Origin of the sequence: Verrucosispora sp. WMMC514 (genome assembly GCF_027497295.1) — a bacterium.
Classification (GTDB): domain Bacteria; phylum Actinomycetota; class Actinomycetes; order Mycobacteriales; family Micromonosporaceae; genus Micromonospora; species Micromonospora palythoicola.
The window spans coordinates 3,129,280-3,145,867 of sequence record NZ_CP114906.1; the positions used below are offsets into that span (position 1 = coordinate 3,129,280).

The 16,588-nt window shown below is 72.9% G+C and carries 15 protein-coding genes; 7 read left to right on the top strand and 8 right to left on the bottom strand.

Annotated elements, in window-relative coordinates:
- Window positions 1-8 precede the first annotated feature (8 nt).
- Together O7597_RS14170 and O7597_RS14175 are read right to left on the bottom strand one after the other, a co-directional pair.
- Window positions 9-968, bottom strand: a complete 960-nt coding sequence (locus O7597_RS14170; protein WP_269740150.1) for a sensor histidine kinase — start codon at window positions 966-968, stop codon at window positions 9-11.
- Window positions 965-1,810, bottom strand: coding sequence for an MEDS domain-containing protein (locus O7597_RS14175; RefSeq protein WP_269740149.1), 846 nt, complete (start codon window positions 1,808-1,810; stop codon window positions 965-967). Before O7597_RS14175 ends, O7597_RS14170 begins: the two co-directional genes overlap by 4 nt.
- Window positions 1,811-1,936: 126 nt before the next feature.
- Between O7597_RS14175 and O7597_RS14180 the strand changes: the two genes are divergently transcribed.
- Window positions 1,937-2,503, top strand: a complete 567-nt coding sequence (locus O7597_RS14180; RefSeq protein WP_269742668.1) for a sigma-70 family RNA polymerase sigma factor — start codon at window positions 1,937-1,939, stop codon at window positions 2,501-2,503.
- Between the two features lie 11 nt (window positions 2,504-2,514).
- Here O7597_RS14180 and O7597_RS14185 read toward each other — a convergent pair whose 3' ends face one another.
- Window positions 2,515-3,339: a zf-HC2 domain-containing protein gene (locus O7597_RS14185; RefSeq protein WP_269740148.1), complete on the bottom strand. Its 825-nt coding sequence runs from the start codon at window positions 3,337-3,339 to the stop codon at window positions 2,515-2,517.
- A 119-nt stretch (window positions 3,340-3,458) separates the two neighbouring features.
- Window positions 3,459-4,085 (bottom strand): universal stress protein, encoded by a 627-nt coding sequence (locus tag O7597_RS14190; protein WP_269740147.1) that lies wholly within the window; start codon window positions 4,083-4,085, stop codon window positions 3,459-3,461.
- A gap of 121 nt (window positions 4,086-4,206) precedes the next feature.
- Between O7597_RS14190 and O7597_RS14195 the strand changes: the two genes are divergently transcribed.
- From O7597_RS14195 to O7597_RS14205, 3 genes are read left to right on the top strand one after another with little or no spacing between them, the layout of a single operon-like run.
- Window positions 4,207-5,424 carry a D-arabinono-1,4-lactone oxidase gene (locus tag O7597_RS14195; RefSeq protein WP_281582924.1) on the top strand — a complete coding sequence of 406 codons (1,218 nt, stop codon included), beginning with the start codon at window positions 4,207-4,209 and terminating at the stop codon, window positions 5,422-5,424.
- Window positions 5,424-5,789, top strand: a complete 366-nt coding sequence (locus O7597_RS14200; protein ID WP_269740145.1) for a sensory rhodopsin transducer — start codon at window positions 5,424-5,426, stop codon at window positions 5,787-5,789. The genes O7597_RS14195 and O7597_RS14200 overlap by 1 nt, the downstream gene beginning before the upstream one ends.
- Window positions 5,790-5,793: 4 nt before the next feature.
- Window positions 5,794-7,029 (top strand): FUSC family protein, encoded by a 1,236-nt coding sequence (locus O7597_RS14205; protein ID WP_269740144.1) that lies wholly within the window; start codon window positions 5,794-5,796, stop codon window positions 7,027-7,029.
- A 1,466-nt stretch (window positions 7,030-8,495) separates the two neighbouring features.
- On the opposite strand, the gene O7597_RS14210 is transcribed toward O7597_RS14205, so the two are convergent.
- Complete coding sequence (locus O7597_RS14210) at window positions 8,496-9,383, bottom strand: ABC transporter ATP-binding protein (RefSeq protein ID WP_269740143.1); 888 nt, start codon at window positions 9,381-9,383, stop codon at window positions 8,496-8,498.
- A 106-nt stretch (window positions 9,384-9,489) separates the two neighbouring features.
- Window positions 9,490-11,100, bottom strand: a complete 1,611-nt coding sequence (locus O7597_RS14215) for a potassium/proton antiporter (RefSeq protein WP_269740142.1) — start codon at window positions 11,098-11,100, stop codon at window positions 9,490-9,492.
- Between the two features lie 310 nt (window positions 11,101-11,410).
- Here O7597_RS14215 and O7597_RS14220 point away from each other — a divergent pair, with 310 nt between their 5' ends.
- A complete protein-coding gene (locus tag O7597_RS14220) occupies window positions 11,411-12,196 on the top strand; it encodes a potassium channel family protein (RefSeq protein WP_269740141.1) in 786 nt (261 codons plus the stop codon).
- 210 nt (window positions 12,197-12,406) lie between these two features.
- Window positions 12,407-15,058 (top strand): HAD-IC family P-type ATPase, encoded by a 2,652-nt coding sequence (locus tag O7597_RS14225; RefSeq protein WP_269742667.1) that lies wholly within the window; start codon window positions 12,407-12,409, stop codon window positions 15,056-15,058.
- A gap of 44 nt (window positions 15,059-15,102) precedes the next feature.
- Here the strand turns inward: O7597_RS14225 and crcB (O7597_RS14230) are convergent, their stop codons facing one another.
- Both crcB (O7597_RS14230) and crcB (O7597_RS14235) read right to left on the bottom strand, forming a co-directional pair.
- Window positions 15,103-15,471 (bottom strand): fluoride efflux transporter CrcB, encoded by a 369-nt coding sequence (gene crcB, locus O7597_RS14230; RefSeq protein WP_269740140.1) that lies wholly within the window; start codon window positions 15,469-15,471, stop codon window positions 15,103-15,105.
- Window positions 15,468-15,950, bottom strand: coding sequence for a fluoride efflux transporter CrcB (crcB, locus tag O7597_RS14235; RefSeq protein ID WP_269740139.1), 483 nt, complete (start codon window positions 15,948-15,950; stop codon window positions 15,468-15,470). The genes crcB (O7597_RS14230) and crcB (O7597_RS14235) overlap by 4 nt, the downstream gene beginning before the upstream one ends.
- 191 nt (window positions 15,951-16,141) lie before the next feature.
- Between crcB (O7597_RS14235) and O7597_RS14240 the strand changes: the two genes are divergently transcribed.
- Window positions 16,142-16,477: a YnfA family protein gene (locus O7597_RS14240; RefSeq protein ID WP_164446363.1), complete on the top strand. Its 336-nt coding sequence runs from the start codon at window positions 16,142-16,144 to the stop codon at window positions 16,475-16,477.
- Window positions 16,478-16,588 lie beyond the last annotated feature (111 nt).

The window sequence follows — 16,588 nt, forward strand, 5'->3', positions numbered from 1 at the left end:
CGCTGTGCTCAGGCGCCCAACGGCCGGCCGCCGGTGAGTCGCAGGGTGAACCCCTCGGCGTCGCGATGGTAGGTGACGTGGTTGCAGGACTGGTGGGTGATCCACAGGCCCAACCCGCCCGGCGTCCCGTTGACCGACGGCAGCAGCCCGGCGTACGGATCCTGCGGCCCGGTACCGGCATCGCTGACGGTGGCCACGATCCGGTCCGCGCCCACCCACAGCCGGAACCGGACCGGGGGACGACCGTGCCGCAGCCCATTGGTGACGGTTTCGCTGACGGCGACGACGAAGTCGTCGAACTCGTCGTCCGGTAGCCCGCCCTGGCCGGCCTGGTGCACGGCCGCGCGAGCCTGCGCCGCCGTCGGGCCGAGCAGATCGACAAGAGGCGGGGCCGCCTGGATCGGGTCGGGTGGCATCGGGCGCACCTGGCGGAGGAACGTCTCCGGGGCGAGGTAGTCGCCACTCGGCACGTGCCGCCCGTCGGGGGTGGCGAAGCACGGGTGGGTGGCGGCGACGTCGGCCAGCACGCCGGGTGCGGTGGTCCGGGTGTCGTACGCGCACATGCTCCACAACGGCCAGTCGTCGTACGCGCGGTTGATCGCCGACTCGTACCGGGCCCACCAGTCCCAGGTGGGGCCGAGACCGAGCGGCGGCACCTCGCCGATGATCCGGATCTGGGTGGCGCCGTCGGCGACCAGGTCGGCGAGGAGCTGGCGGTACATCCGGATGGCGGCGGTGGGCCGGCCGTAGACGTCACCGCCGGACAGGAACTCGACCTTCGTGTCGGCGGGCAACGCGGCGCGGACCAGGTTGCCGGTGCGTTCGCCGAGCGCGACGAACGTGGGCTCGCTCGCCTCGACGCCGCCGACCAGGAACGGCACCACGACGGCCAGCAGTTCCTCGTCGGAGCCGTAACAGACAGCCTCATGGAAGTAGCCGGTGCGCCCGGCGGCCGCGCCGGTCCTCACCTAGCCACCTCCACCCGCACGTCGGGCAGGTCCAGCAGGGCGGCGAGCCGGGCCACCCCGGGGCGGGCGGCCCGCAGCACGACGGTCGCGTGCCGGTCCCGGGCGTACTCGCTCAGGTGGATGAGCGCCCGGTGGTCGAGGAAGCGGAGCCCGTGGGCGTCCAGCACCAGTTCGTCCTCGACGGGTCGCAGATCCGCGCGGTCCAGCGCGGTGCGGAACAGGTCATGGTTGGACGGGTCCAGCTCACCGGCGAGAGCGGTCTGTCCCTGGCTCAGCGGTACGGCGTACAACCGGAACAGCAGCTGGCCGAGGTTGTGTTCCGGGTGCAGGCAGGCCAGCTCGGCGACCGCCGACTCGCCCAGCCGCGAGCGGTCGTACGCGCACATGGCCCGGAACGCCTCGGTGCGCATCATCTCGTTCACCCGATGCTCGTAACGGGCGAACGCGTCGCGCTGAGCGGGGGTGCGGACCAGTTCAGTGGCGTCGGCGGCCACCCGCAGGCCGGTGTATCCGTCGGCCACCGCCTCCCGGGTGGCGCTGCGGTAGGCCGCCACCTGGCTCGCCGGATCGATCGTCGCCGTGCGGCCGTACGCGCCGTCGAGGGAGCGGACCTGGGCGGCACCCGTCAGCAGTGCGTCGGCGAAGTCCCGGGTACCGAGCAACTGGTCCCGGACCGGCTCGGCGGGACCGGAGACGACGAACCAAACCCGCTCGCCGGCCGCCAACCCGTCGCGTAGGAACTCCACGGCATGGGTCATGAACCCGGCCGGGTCGTCGTAGGCCCAGCACAGGTGCCGGTATCGCGGCGGTTGGTCAGTCAGCACGGCACTCCGCTCGCTCACGTGAGGTGCCCCATCAGTGCAGTCTACGGCGTCGTCCGGGGCAGGCCCCAGACGCAGGTCCTCCGGTTGTCGGCCCGGCCGGGAACCAACCGGCGGTTTCGACCGACCAATACGGCGATGACAGCCGTGACCGACGACATCAGCGAACATGCGCTTGCCGCGGGCCGGGGCGACCACGCCGCCGCGGCGGCTTTCGTGCGGGCCACCCAGCACGACGTACGGCGGTTCCTGTCCCACCTGCCCGGCGTCCGGGAGGTCGACGACCTGGTCCAGGAGACGTACCTGCGGGCCTGGCGGGCACTACCGTCGTTCGCGGGTCGGTCCACGGCACGGACCTGGCTGCTGGCCATCGCCCGCCGGGTCGCGGTGGACCAGGTGCGCGCCGCCACCTGCCGGCCACGGACCGCGAACCTCGGCGACTGGCAGGCCGCCGCCGAGAGCACGCCGACCGGAGTACGCGCCGGGGTGGACGAGCAGGTGGTGCTGCGTCGGCTGCTCGACGGCCTCGCGCCCGAGCGTCGGGAGGCGTTCGTGGCGACCCAACTGCTCGGCCTGTCGTACGCCGAGGCCGCGAAGGTGTGTGACGTGCCGGTCGGCACCATCCGGTCCCGCGTGGCCCGGGCCCGGGAGGACCTGGTCGCGGCGATCCGGTCGGTCGAGCCGCCGCCCGCCCGCCCTGGTGCCGCCGGTTGAGTAGTTCGTCGTCAGGCGACCCGCCGCTGTTCACGGCTGCCGGCGCCGCTACCGGCCCGGGCCGGCCCGTGGTGCGCCTGAGCCGAGTACGGCGGCAGCAGCCGCAGCGGGGCGGGTTCGTCGACCTCGTCGAGGCGTAGTCGCCAGCGGGACCGCTCCGGTTGGTGTCGGTCGCCCGGTTCGCCAGGCTGGCGGGAGCTACGCGCCAGCAGCACCGTGATCAGGTAGCCGACCACCAGGAAACCGTGGCTCACCAGCCGTTGCACCTCGACCTGCGAGGCGACGAGGTCGTTGACCGACAGCAGCACCAGGGTCACCACGAAGGCGCCGAGCATCGGCAGCAGCCCCGACGGCGAGGTGCGGCGCAACGCGACGAAGAGGAACCCCGCGCCCACCGCGACGTTCCAGGCGGCGGACTCGTGCCACAGGTGCTGGCCGGTGGAGTGCAGGTGCTCGGCGGTCCCGGTCCGGCCGATCTGCGCCAGCCCGAGCACCAGTTGCACGGCGCCGAGCAGCCCTAGCGCGGCGCGCAGCGCGTTGACCAGGGTGAGCCGCCGGCTGGCTGCCGGCCACAGGCGTCCCGGCATCCCGATGGGGGCGAGCCTGCGTCGGCCTCGCTCTGGCGGCGGCGCGGCGGCGAGGATCGCCTCGGTCAGATCCGGCTGTGCGGTCACCACCCGGGTACGCGCCCGGCGGGTCACCCTCGCCGCCGAGTCCAGCCAGGTCCGGCAACCGGCGCACGTCTCCAGGTGCTCGCCGACCCTGCGCTGCTCGTCCGCCGTGACCTCACCGTCCAACTGCGCCGACAGAATCTCCCGCCACTGCTCACACCGCATGTACCAATAGTCGCTCCCCGGGCCGGCATGGTTCCCGGCCGGGACCGACGGAACCGGCCGACGCCGAGGTCAGCGCCGCCCAGGTGCTGCTCGGTGCGGCGCGAGGTCGTTCGTCGACGTCACCGACCGGGCAGGCTGCCGAGTAGCACGGCCCGCGTCGACCGGTGGCTGAGGCCCTCGGCGACGCTGCCGAGCAGGCGGTCACCGATCCCGTGTCCGTGTCGGCCGACCACCAGCAGGTCCACCTCTCGGTCGTCGGCGACCGTGAGCAGGGCGTCGACGGGATGGCCGGTGACGATCACGGTGGTGGGCCGGGGCAGCCCCTCGGGCAGCCCGGCGGCCCGCTCGTCGATCATGCGGCGGGCCCGCTCGTGCTCCCGCCGGGACTCGGCGTCGGACAGGTCGGGGCTGGTGACGGTGACCAGCACGAGTTCACTGGTGCTTCCGGTGAGGGCGCGGGCGATGGCACGCAGCGCCCGGTCGGAGTGTTCGGAACCGTCCACGCCGACCAGCACGCGCAGCCCGGTGCCGACCGCCTCGGACGGTCGGTGGCGTACGTCGACCACTTGCGGACGGGCCCGGCCCCGCTCGACGGCGATCGGTACGAACAGCGGCCCGAGCAGCGCACCCACCAGATACCAGAGCGGGCTGCGGTGCCCGCCACGAGTGACGAAGAGCGCCGCCGTGCCCAGACCGACGGCCAGCCACAACACCGCCACCAGCCCCAGATACCACCACTCAGACACGGCGCACCTCGCCGGCGATTCGGGGCGTGGACGCGGTCAGAACGAGTGCCGCCATACCCAGGACTACCCCACCAGACCAGGGGTAAGCGCACGGTTCGTCCGTCGTGAGGAGGTTGCCGGGGTGCCGCGTCCGTTCGTCAACTGGTCCGGCAGTCTGACCTTCACCCCGTCCGGCTACGCGGAGCCGGCCGACGAGGACGAGGTACGTGAACTGGTGTTGCGGGCCCGTGAGTCGGGAGACACGCTGCGCCCGGTCGGCTCGGGCCACTCGTCGAGCCCGCTGGTGCGTACCGACGGCACCCTGGTCAGCCTGCACCGGATGACCGGTGTGATCGACAAGGCCGGCGACCAGGCCACGGTCCGGGGCGGCAGCCGGCTCAAGGAGCTGGGTGAGGGGCTCTACAAGGCCGGGTTGGCGATGGAGAACCTCGGTGACGTGGACTACCAGTCCATCGCGGGGGCCACCGCCACCGGTACCCACGGCACCGGAATCGGCTTCGGCAACCTCTCCACCCAGGTGGCGGAGGTACGCCTCGTCACCGGCACCGGCGAGGTGCTGAACGTCTCGGCGACCAGCAACACCGAGCTGCTGCCCGCCGCCCGGCTCTCCCTCGGCGTCCTGGGCGTGGTGACCCAGCTCACCCTGAACCTGGAGGCCAGCTACGAGTTGCGCCGACGGTCCTGGTGCGCCCCGATCGAGTGGACCCTCGACCACCTGGCCGAGTTGCAGCACACCAACCGCAACATCGACTTCTACTGGTACCCGCGCAGCGACCTGACCCAGATCCGCACCATGAACCGGGTCGACGGGGTGGCCGCGCGGTCGACGTGGGCGGCCCGTCGGGTGCCGGAGTGGAACGGGTGGCAGGAGCCCCGGGAACTGGAGGTCGGGCCGACCCACGACACCATCCCGCAGCACCGGGATCTGCGCTTCGAGGAGATCGAGTACATGCTTCCGTCGGAGGCTTTTCCGGCCTGCTTCGCGGAAGTCCGGCGCCGGATCCTGAGCCGACACCGACGCACCGTCGGCTGGCGGGTACTGGTCCGCAGCATCGCCGCCGACGACATCTGGCTCAGCAACGCGTACGGTCGCACCACCACCACCATCGCCTGCCTGCACAACGCCGCGCTGCCGTACGAGGAGTACTTCCGGGACATGGAGGACGTCTTCCGGCAGTACGGCGGACGACCGCACTGGGGCAAGAAGCACTGGATGACCGCTGGCGACCTGCGCCCACTCTTTCCCCGATGGGACGACTTCCAGGTGGCCCGCCGTCGCCTCGACCCGGACGGGGTGTTCCTCACCCCCGACCTGGCCCGACTGCTGGAGGAGGCGTGATGTCCCAGGTGTGGGCGGTGCCGGGAGGGCACGTGCCGTTCGGCGGAAGCGGCGGCGAGCCGCAGTTCACCAGCTTCGACAAGCTGTGCGTGCTGAACACCGCCGACTCCGAGGCGGAGGTGACGCTCACCTTCTACTACGAGGACGCCGAACCGGTCGGGCCGTACCGGTTCGCCGTCGGTGCCCGACGGATCCGGCACGTACGGATCAACGACCTGATCGACCCGGAGGCCGTCCGCCTCGATCGCCCGTACGGCTGCGTGCTCAGCTCACCGGTGCCGGTGGTGGTGCAGTTCCTCCGGCAGGACACCCGCTTGCCGGGCACGGTGGCCCTCACCGGAACCATGGCCCACCCCGTCGGCTGACTCGATGAGCAGCCTGCGGGGACGCGTCGCGGCCGTCGGCAGGGGCAGCTACGGCCGGCTGCGACAGCACCTGCTGCTGGCCTTCCAGGGCGGTCTGGCCGCGTCGCTCGCCTGGGTGGTCGCCGAGCGGGTGCTCGGCAACCCGGACCCGACCTTCGCCCCGATCGCCGCGGTGGCTGTCATCGCCACCTCGATCGGCCGGCGGGCCCGGCGGGCCGTCGAACTGATCGTCGGCGTGATCGTCGGGGTCCTGATCGGCGACCTGCTGGTGGGGACGGTCGGCACCGGCGCCTGGCAGACGTTCGTGATCGTGTTCGGTGCGCTGCTCGTCGCGGTGGCGGTACGCGGCACCGGTGCCCTGGTGACCCAGGCCGGCGGCGCGGCGGCACTGATCGCCACCCTCGCACCGGGCACGCCCGACATCGTCCTGCCCCGGACGGTGAACGCCCTGGTCGGCGGCGCGACCGGGCTGCTGGTGGTGCTGGTCCTCGTCCCGATGAACCCGACCCGCAGCGTGCGCCGGATAGCCGGGCCGGCGCTTGACACCTTCGCGCGGCAGTTGACCTCGGCCGCGGAGGCGCTGGCCCGAGGGGACGCGCGCCGGGCGCGGGAGGTACTGGACGAGATGCGGTCCGCCGAGGGGCAACTGCGGGAGGTCGGTGACGTGGTGACCGCGGCCGAGGAGGTGGTCCGCTTCTCCCCGCTGCGGTGGCGGCGGCGCCGCGCGCTGGCCGCGTACGGCGCCGGGGCCGAGCACCTGGACCGGGCGTTCCGCAACAGCCGGACGATGGTCCGACGCATTCTCACCGCGCTGCGTGACCATGAACCGGTGCCGGCCGGCCTGTCCACCGCCGTCGAGCAGGTGGGGCAGGGCGTGCGCCTGATGCACGAGGAGTTCCTGTCGATGCGGGAGCCGGTGCGGACGCGGGAGCGGGTGCTGCGGGCCGTCCACGACGCCGGTGAGGCATGCCGCCAGGAGATCGGCTTCTCCGGCACGATCGTGGTCTCCCAGTTGCGGACCGTCGCCAACGACATGCTGCGGGCCACCGGTGTGCCAGGCGACGAGGCTCGCCGGTTGGTCCGCCGGGCCGCCGCCGGTCAGTGGTCATCCCAGCAGGTCGCGGCGGCGGTTGCCGAGCCGGCCGAGGGCGGCGGCGGCGATCGCGACCACGATCATGACGCCCGCCGCCGTCCAGCCGGGGGACTCGGCCGGAACCGCCGCCAGGTGGGCGAACGGTGAGCCGGCGGCCACCCATCCGGGCAGGTCGACGCTGTCGGCGAGCACGTGGAGCAGGAAGCCGCCGACCGCGGGTAGCACGCCGACGGCCGCGGCGGCCCGGGGCAGCCAACCGAGCGCGAGTGTCGCCGCACCGAGGCAGAGCAGCACGACCGGCAGCACGTTCCAGGTGCCGGCCAGGGCCGCGGTCAGCGGCAGCGGGGCGTTCACCAGAGCGGCACCGAGCCAGGTCGCCGTCGCCGCCACGGTGACGAGGACGGCCACCCCGGCGAAGGTGGCCAGCGTCTCGGCGGTCAGCAGCCGGTTGCGGCGGACCGGCTGTGCGTACAGCGACGTCAACCGGCCGTCCGTCTCGGCGGCCACGAACTCGGCGAGGCGGGACGCGGCGAAGACCCCGACCGGCACGGCGAGCAGGACGAACAGGGACGCGGTGTAGCCGCGTACGCTGCTCAACTCGGTGAAGCCGGCCTGGGCGGCCAGTTCGGCGAAGCGCGGATTGTCCGCCAGGAAGCGGGTCATCGACGTCGCCAGCAGGCCGATCAGCAGGAAGTACGCGCCGATCCCGGCGGACCAGCCGGCCAGCGGGCGGACCATCCGGCGTACCGCGAAACCGTCGACCGTGCCGAGCAGCCAGGTGCGGGGCGGCCTGCCGGCCGGCGCGGCGACCAGCCCGGCCCGGACGTCGCGACGTCCGGCCAGCGTCATCGCCGCCGCACCGACCAGGAGCGCGGCCCCGGCGAGCACGAGCAGCGGCAGCAGCCGGTCGTCGTGATAGGGGCGGACGAGGGCGAGCAGCCCGTACGGCGACAGCCAGCGCAACCACCCCAGCGCGGCGACGCCGTCGCCGACCATCCGGGCCAGCAGCCCGAGGCCGAGCACGGCCAGGGCCGACCCACTCGCCCCGGCCCGGGTCGGCATCACCTGCGCACTCACCAACGCGGTCGACACGGCGAAGAGGGCGACCAGCACGAGACCGGCCGCGTACCGGAGAGCGCCACCCGGTGGTGTGCCGGCGGCGACGAGCACGACGCCGGCCGCGCCGCCGGCGGTCACCACGGCGGCGGCCAGGACGGTGAGGTGTCGACCGAGCACGGTCGGCACCGCCAACCGGCCGGCCAGCAGGAGGTCCCACCGGCCGCTCTCCTCCTCGCCCCGGGTGACCCGGGTGGTGGCGAGCACCCCCCACACCGAGAGCAGGACGGCCAGTACGGTGCCGGTCCGCCAGACGGTGAACCCGCCGGGGGTGTCCAGCGCGAACGGTTCGCCGAAGAGAGTGCGGACCGCCGGGTTCTCGGCGAGGGTGGCCAACGCGGCGGCGTCGAGCGCGGTGCCGGCCGTGCTCTCGTACCCGGCGACGACGACGGCGGTGACGCCGGCCGCCACCGCGGACACGACGAGCGCGGGTCGGCGGATCTGACGCAGCGCGAGCCGGGTGACGGCGGCACCCGCGTCGCCGGCTCCGACGGCGCTCATCGGCCCTCCTCGCCGTAGTAGTCGAGGAAGATCTCCTCCAGCGTGGGCTCGCGCATGGTGAGCGTGGTGACGTCCGCCGCCGCCAGGGCCCGCAGGGCCGGGCCGGGCGGCCCGGTGAGGGTGAACCGCAGCGCGGCCCCGTCGACCTGAACGCCGTCGACCCCTGCCACGTCGGTCAACTCGGGCACCGGACCGGCGAACCGCACCAGCACCTCGGTGCGGTGCAGTCGACGCAACTCGGGCATGGTGGCGACCTCGACGAGGCGCCCGGCCCGCAGGATGCCCACCCGGTCACAGACGGCCTCCACCTCCGCAAGTTGGTGGGAGGAGAGGAACACCGTGCTTCCGGCGTCGCGGGCCTCGACCACGGCGCGGCGGAACTCGCGCTCCATCAGCGGGTCCAGACCAGCGGTCGGTTCGTCCAGCACGAGCAGCGGCGCGCGGGTGGCGAACGCGGCGACCAGCGCCACCTTCTGCCGGTTGCCGGTGGAGTAGGCCCGCCCCGGCTTCGACAGGTCGAGCGCGAAGCGCGCCACCAGTTCGTCGCGGTAGGCGACGTCGACGCCGGGGCCGGTAGCACCGAGCAGCTCCAGGATCTCCGCGCCGGTCAGCTGCGGCCACAGCGTCACATCGGCTGGCACGTACGCGATCCGCTGGTGTGCCGGGGCCACCGCGGCGGCGGGAGTTCCGAAGATCTGCGCCTGACCGGCGGTCGGACGAGCCAGGCCGAGCAGCAGCCGGATGGTGGTGGACTTGCCCGCACCGTTGGGGCCCAGGAATCCGAACACCTCACCGGCGGTGACCGTCAGGTTCAGATCGTCGAGGGCGAGCAGCGAACCGTAGCGCTTGGTCAGGTGCTCGGTGCGGATGGCGGGCGGCTGCACGGCGGCCTCCGTGGGATGAGGGACACGACCGCCGACCAGGCTTCCCGGCACACCAGCCTCACCGTAGGGCCTGTGTCAATGCCCTGACCGGACGGCCGGCGGCCGATCAGCCGGCCGACCGGACGAGGACCGGCGGTGCTTCGTCACCGGTGTCCGGCGGTGGTGCCGGAGGCAGGGGAGCCGTGGGGACGTCCGGGTGGCGCCGAGTCCTGGCCGGCCGCTCCGGGTCACCGGTCTCGCCGCGCCAGTGGGCCAGCCGGCCGGCCCGGGCGACCGCCCGCAGCCGACGTTCCGCACGGTCCCGGACATGTGGCGTGGTGACCACGAGCAACTGGTCACCACGGCGTAGTCGGGTGTCCGGCTCGGGTACGAAGGCGGTGCCGTCGCGGACCACCAGGGTGATCGCGGCCGGCGGCGGCAGCCGCAGTTCGCGGATGTGCACGCCGTGCATCCGGGATTCGGCCTCGACGGTGAGGTGCAGCAGGTCCGCGTCGATGGCGTCCAGCGGTGCGGACTCGACCTGAAGGTCCGGGCCGATCCCGGCCGAGCTGAGCCGCAGTCGCTTGGCCAGCCACGGCAGCGTCGGAGCCTGGACCAGCGTGAACACCACCACCAGCACGAACACGATGTTGAACAGCTGCCCGCTGCCACCGACCCCGGCCACGACGGGGATGGTGGCCAGCACGATGGGTACGGCACCGCGCAGGCCGGCCCAGGACAGCAGCACCTGTTCGCGGAGCGGGATCCGGAACGGCAGCAGGGTGATCAGCACCGACATCGGCCGGGCGAGCAGCAGCAGCACCAGGCCGACGGCGAGGGCGGGCAGGATCGCGGCGGGCAGCTCGCTGGGGTTGGCCAACAGGCCGAGCATGACGAACAGGCCGATCTGCGCGATCCAGCCGAGTCCCTCGGCCACCGACACGGTGGCCCGGCGGTGCGCCAGCCGGGCGTTGCCCAGGAGCAACGCGGCCAGGTACGCGGCGAGGAAACCACTGGCCTGGGCGAGCCCCGCGGCGGCGAAGGCCAGGATGCCGCAGGAGAAGGTGGCGATCGGGTAGAGGCCGGAGGCGGGCAGGGTGAGCCGGCGCAGGAACCACACTCCGGCGATGCCGATCACGATGCCGATCGCGCCACCGACGCCGAGCTGATAGATCATCTGGACCAGCAGTTCCAGCGGACTGGTGACGGTCAGCCCGGTGGCGCTCAGGGCGAGGACCAGGATGACGGTGGGCGCGTCGTTGAGCCCCGACTCGGCCTCGACCAGCCCGGCCAGCCGCCGGGGCAGCGGCAGGGTACGCAGCACCGAGAAGACCGCCGCCGCGTCCGTGGACGACACCACGGCGCCGAGCAGCAGGGCCAACTGCCACGAGACGTCGAGCAGCAGGTGCGCGCCGAGGGCGGTGACCCCGACGCTTATCAGCACCCCGGCGGTGGCGAGCGCGGTCGCCGGCGCCAGCACCGGCCGGATGTCGGAGAACCGGGTGGTCAGGCCACCCTCCACCAGGATCACCGCGAGCGCCGCCGTGCCCAGGGCCTGCGCCATGGCGGCGTCGTCGAAGCGAAGACCGAGCCCGTTCTCGCCGAGCAGCAGCCCGATGCCGAGGTACGCCAGCAGCATCGGCACGCCGACCCGGGTGGCCAGCCGGGCGGCCGTGACGCTGACCAGCACCGTCGCCGCTGCGGCGATCATCAGCAGGTAGACCTGTTGCAGGGTCATCCCGGAACCCGTCCCAGCCACAGTCGACCCATGCTTCCGCTCCCTCACGCTCGCGCCCGGTGCGGGGTACGACGCCGACACCCGCCCCCACGGGTCGCACAGCCGGCACGCCCGGCTCTACCAGCCGGGCGGCAACCCGTGCCACGGTGTGTCCCCGCGCTCACGTTACCGGGTGACCAGCCAACGAATGCCGAGCGTGACGGTGACGCACTGCCCGGACGATCCGCGGACCACCTGTGGGGACCGGTGCTCGACTACGCGACCATGGCCCGGTCACGCGTACGACGACGGAGCAGACGGGAGCCGGCTCATGAGCGGCGGGACAGCACCGCAGACCGATCGACTGCAGGCGTGGGAGCGGGTCAGCGCCGCACCGCTCACCGTACTGTCGGTGGTGTTCCTGGTGGTGTACGCGGTACCGATCCTCGACCCGGGCCTCAGTCCGCAGTGGCGGACGGCCTGCGCCGCCACGACGGTCGTCGTCTGGGTGCTGTTCTGGGCCGACATCCTCGTGCGGCTGCGGCTGGCCCCGGACCGGCGGAGGTTCCTCCGGGAGCACCTGTTCGACCTGGTGGTGCTGACGTTGCCGATGCTGCGACCACTACGCGCGGTACGGCTGGTCATGGTGGTGCTGACCATCAACCGCCGCACCGAGGTGTGGGCGCGCGGCCGGCTGGCCGTCTACGTCGCCGCCACCACGGCGCTGCTGGTGCTGGTCTCCGCGCTGGCCGTGCTGGACGCCGAACGACTCGCACCGGACGCCAACATCACCGCCTTCGACGACGCGCTGTGGTGGTCGACGGTCACCATCACCACCGTCGGCTACGGCGACTTCTATCCGGTGACCACCGCGGGCCGATTCGTCGCCCTCGGTCTGATGATCGGTGGGATCGGCCTGATCGGTTTCGTCACGGGGTCGCTGGCGACCTGGATCGTCGACCGCGTGTCGGCCTCCGCCGACAAGCCGGCGGAGGTCACCGGCGACGACGTGGCGGCCCTGCGCGCCGAGATCGCCGCCCTGCGACGGCTTCTCGAGCCCGACGTGGCCGAGCACACCGGAGGGCGCCCCGAGCCGGCCGAGCGGTCCGCCGACTGAACGACGCCGGCCGGCGGTGCGTGATCGGGCGTTCCGGCCTGCCGGACGGAGTCCGTCCCGGAAGATGGTGGGCGCGGCGTCCGGCCGGCCGTCGGTACGCGGGCGGCGACCCGGGCCGGCGGTCGCGGATCCGGTCTTCTGATCGTCGGCGGGGTGACGGTGACGCTCGAACAGCCAGCGGGGACGTCGCGGTCCAACGAACACCACGGCATGTCCACCCACGAGGTGGTGCTGCTGCTGGAGACGGATCCGCAGCGTGGCCTCAGCGATGCCGAGGCCGCCCGGCGGCTGGAACGCTACGGGCCCAACGTGCTGCCCGCCGCCGGCGGTGACGGGCTGCTGCGCCGGATCCTGCGGCAGTTCCACAACCCGCTGATCTACGTGTTGATCGCGGCCGGCGTGGTCACCGCGGTCCTCGGGGAGTACGTCGACTCCGCGGTGATCTTCGCGGTGGTGCTGATCAACGCCGCGATCGGGTACGCCCAGGAGTCGCGGGCCGAGGCGGCCCTGGACAGTCTGCGCTCGATGGTGCGTACCGAGGCGCGCGTGATCCGCGACGGTGAGCTGCGGGCGATCTCCTCCGACGACCTGGTCCCCGGTGACCTGGTGGTGCTGGAGGCGGGCGACAAGGTGCCGGTGGATCTGCGGTTGGTCCGGCTGGCCGAACTGCGGGTCGACGAGTCGGCGCTTACCGGTGAGTCCGTTCCGGTGGACAAGCTGGAGGCGGAACTGCCGGTGGGCACCCCGGTGGCCGACCGGCGCAACATGGTCTGGTCGGGCACGCTCATCGCGGCGGGCGGCGGTGCCGGTATCGCGGTGGCCACCGGAGCCGAGACCGAGCTCGGCCAGATCCACCGTCTGGTCGGCACCGCGGAGGCGCTCGCCACCCCGCTGACCCGCAAGCTGGCCCGGTTCAGCAAGGTGCTGACCGTGATCATCCTGGTGCTCGCGGCGGTGACGTTCGCGGTCGGCCTGCTCCGTGGTCAGGACGCGGTCGAGACCTTCACGGCGGCCGTGGCGCTCGCCGTCGGTGCGATCCCGGAGGGACTGCCGGCGGCGGTCACCATCACCCTGGCCATCGGGGTGACCCGGATGGCCCGTCGGCGGGCGGTGCTCCGTCGGCTGCCGGCGATCGAGACGCTCGGCAGCACGACCGTCGTGTGCTCCGACAAGACCGGAACCCTCACCGAGAACCAGATGACGGTCCGCGCGCTGTGGACCCCGGACGCCGGATTCGAGGTGACCGGGTCCGGCTACCGGCCGGACGGGGAGGTCCGCGACGACGGCCGGGGCGGCGAGGCACTGCGCTGGTCCCTGCTGGCCGGTGCCGGATGCAACGACGCACGGGTACGCGAGCAGGACGGCGAGTGGCTGCTGGCCGGCGATCCGACCGAGGGCGCGATGCAGGTGGTCGCGGCCAAGGTCGGGATCGATCACGGTCGGCTGTCGGCGGACTATCCGCGCCGGGACACCATCCCCTTCGACTCGAAGCGGCAGTACATGGCGACGTTGCACGACGAGCGCGCCACGGGCCGTACGGTGATCCTGGCCAAGGGCGGCGTCGAGCGCATCGTGTCGATGTGTCGGGGTGAGATGGGCGCCGACGGGCAGATCCGGCCGCTCCGCGCCGGGGCCGCCCTGCGGGCCGCCGAGGAGCTGGCTGGCCAGGGGCTACGGGTGCTGGCCACCGCCGTACGACCCCCGGACGGCCCGGACGACGGCTTCGACGAGGTGGCGCTGCCCGGCACCCTGGTCCTCACCGGGTTGCAGGCGATGCTCGACCCGCCCCGCCGCGCGGCGGCCCCGGCGGTACGGGCCTGCCACTCGGCGGGCATCGACGTCAAGATGATCACAGGGGATCATGCGGCGACGGCCGGCGCCATCGCCGGCCAGCTCGGGCTGCTCGACGCCGACCGGCCGGACCGGGTGGTCACCGGCACGGATCTCGACGAGTTGCCCGCCGAGAGGTTCGCCGAGGCGGTGGACCGGGCCGCCGTCTTCGCCCGGGTCTCCCCGGAACAGAAACTCCGGCTGGTCGAGACGCTGCAGCAACGCGGCCACGTGGTCGCGGTGACCGGCGACGGGGTCAACGACGCCCCCGCGTTGCGGCAGGCGAACATCGGCATCGCCATGGCCCGCTCCGGGACCGAGGTGGCCAAGGAGGCGGCCGACATGGTCCTGACCGATGATGACTTCGCCACCATCGAGGCCGCGGTGGAGGAGGGTCGGGGGGTCTTCGACAACATCACCAAGTTCATCGTCTGGACGCTGCCGACGAATCTCGGCGAAGGGCTGGTGGTGCTGGTCGCCATCGTGTTGGGGGCCACCCTGCCGCTGCTGCCCACCCAGATCCTCTGGATCAACATGACCACCGCCGTCCTGCTCGGCCTGATGCTGGCCTTCGAGCCGAAGGAACGCGGCATCATGCGTCGGCCGCCCCGCGACCCGGCCCGGCCGCTGCTGACCGGTGCGCTGGTGCTGCGGATCCTGCTGGTGGCCGCGCTGCTGGTGGCCGGCGCGTGGTGGGTGTTCCAGTGGGAGCGGTCCAACGGCGCCGACGTCGCGCAAGCGCGCACCGCTGCCATGAACGTCTTCGTCGTGGTCGAGACGTTCTACCTGTTCAGCTGCCGGTCACTGACCCGTTCGGCCTGGCGGCTCGGCTTCTTCACCAACCGCCTGCTGTTGCTCGGCGTCGCCGCGCAGGCTCTCTGTCAACTCGCCATCACGTACCTGCCACCGATGAACGCGATCTTCGGCACGGCACCGATCGGGCCTGACGTGTGGTTGCGCATCCTGGCCGTCGGGGCGGTCTCCGCGGTCGTGGTCGCCGTCGACAAGCGACTGCGCCACAATCTCGGCTGAACGGTTCACCGGCACGCTCCCCGCCATCGCGAGACCGCCCCGGGTCAGGCCCACATCGCCTCGGCGAGGGTGACCCCGAGGAACGCGGCACCGAGCGCGGCGACGACGCTGACGACGGCGTTGAGCAGCGCGGGGAGACGGGCGCCGTCCTCGAAGAGCCGGACCGTCTCGTAGCCGAAGGTCGAGTAGGTGGTCAGCGCACCGCACAGCCCGACGCCGAGCAGGGCGACCAGGGAACCGGGCACCGCGCCCGCCCCACCGATCAGGACACCCAGCAGCAGCGAGCCGACCACGTTGACCACGAAGGTGCCCCACGGAAAGACGGAGTCGTGACGTGCCTGCACCGCCCGGTCCACGAGGTAGCGCAGTGGCGCGCCGACAGCGGCGCCGAGCGCCACCAGGAGGACGGTCATCCGGCGCTCCGGTTCCGGTCCACGCCGGTCGCGAGCCGGGTCAGGGTCACGCCCAGCCGGACGGCCACGAGGGCGGCGACGAGGGTACCGGCGAGATACAGCAGGCCGGTGCGCGCCGCGCCGGCCGCCACCGCCTGCTGCACCTCGACCGCGTACGTCGAGAAGGTCGTGAAGCCACCGAGCACGCCGACGCCGAGGAAGGGCCGGACCAGTCGGTGCGCGGTCCAAGCCTCGGTGATCAGCACCATCAGCGCCCCGATGAGCAGACAGCCGGAGACGTTGACGGCGAAGGTGGCCCAGGGAAAGCCGCGCGGCGCGTGCGGGAAGGTCACCGTCAGCCCGTATCGTGCCAGCGCGCCGACCATCCCGCCGACGGCGATCGCGGCGAGCAGGCTGGTCGTCCCGCCCCGCAGTTCCGCGCGTTGACGCGGAACACTGAGATCGACATCCGGATCGACGGGTGGACGCTGCGCTCCCACGGTCACCCCCTACCAGTACGCGTGGACCCTGGCAGGGACCGTTGGCGGCGGGTGCCGCGGTTGTCCCGCACGGTCCGGTGGCGGGCCCCACCGTCACCGGGCGCCTTCAACGGGCACCTTGTGCCGAGGATAACGCCGCTCGCCGCACGTCACCCGGGGTGTGGCCGGCCGGCGGCGGTAGGGTGCGGCGGGTGACCGTGCTGCGTTCCGTCCTGCTGTTCGCCCTGGCCGCGATCGCCGAGATCGGCGGAGCCTGGCTGGTGTGGCAGGGTTGGCGGGAGCACCGGGGGCTGTGGTTCGTCGCCGCCGGGGTGCTCGCCCTCGGCGCGTACGGCTTCGTCGCCACCTTCCAGCCCGACCCGAACTTCGGCCGCATCCTGGCCGCGTACGGCGGGGTCTTCGTCGCCGGCTCGCTGGCCTGGGGGATGATCTTCGACGGCTTCCGTCCGGACCGCTGGGACCTCACCGGCGCCGCGATCTGCCTGCTCGGCGTCGCCGTCATCATGTACGCCCCGCGCGGTGCCTGACGTCGCGGAGCATGTCCGCCGACTGCCGGAGTTCGCCGAGGGACGGTGGCCGGACCGGCCGGGCGGGTCGGCGCGCCGACAGGGCTGGACCTCGGTCGCATCGACGGTGAC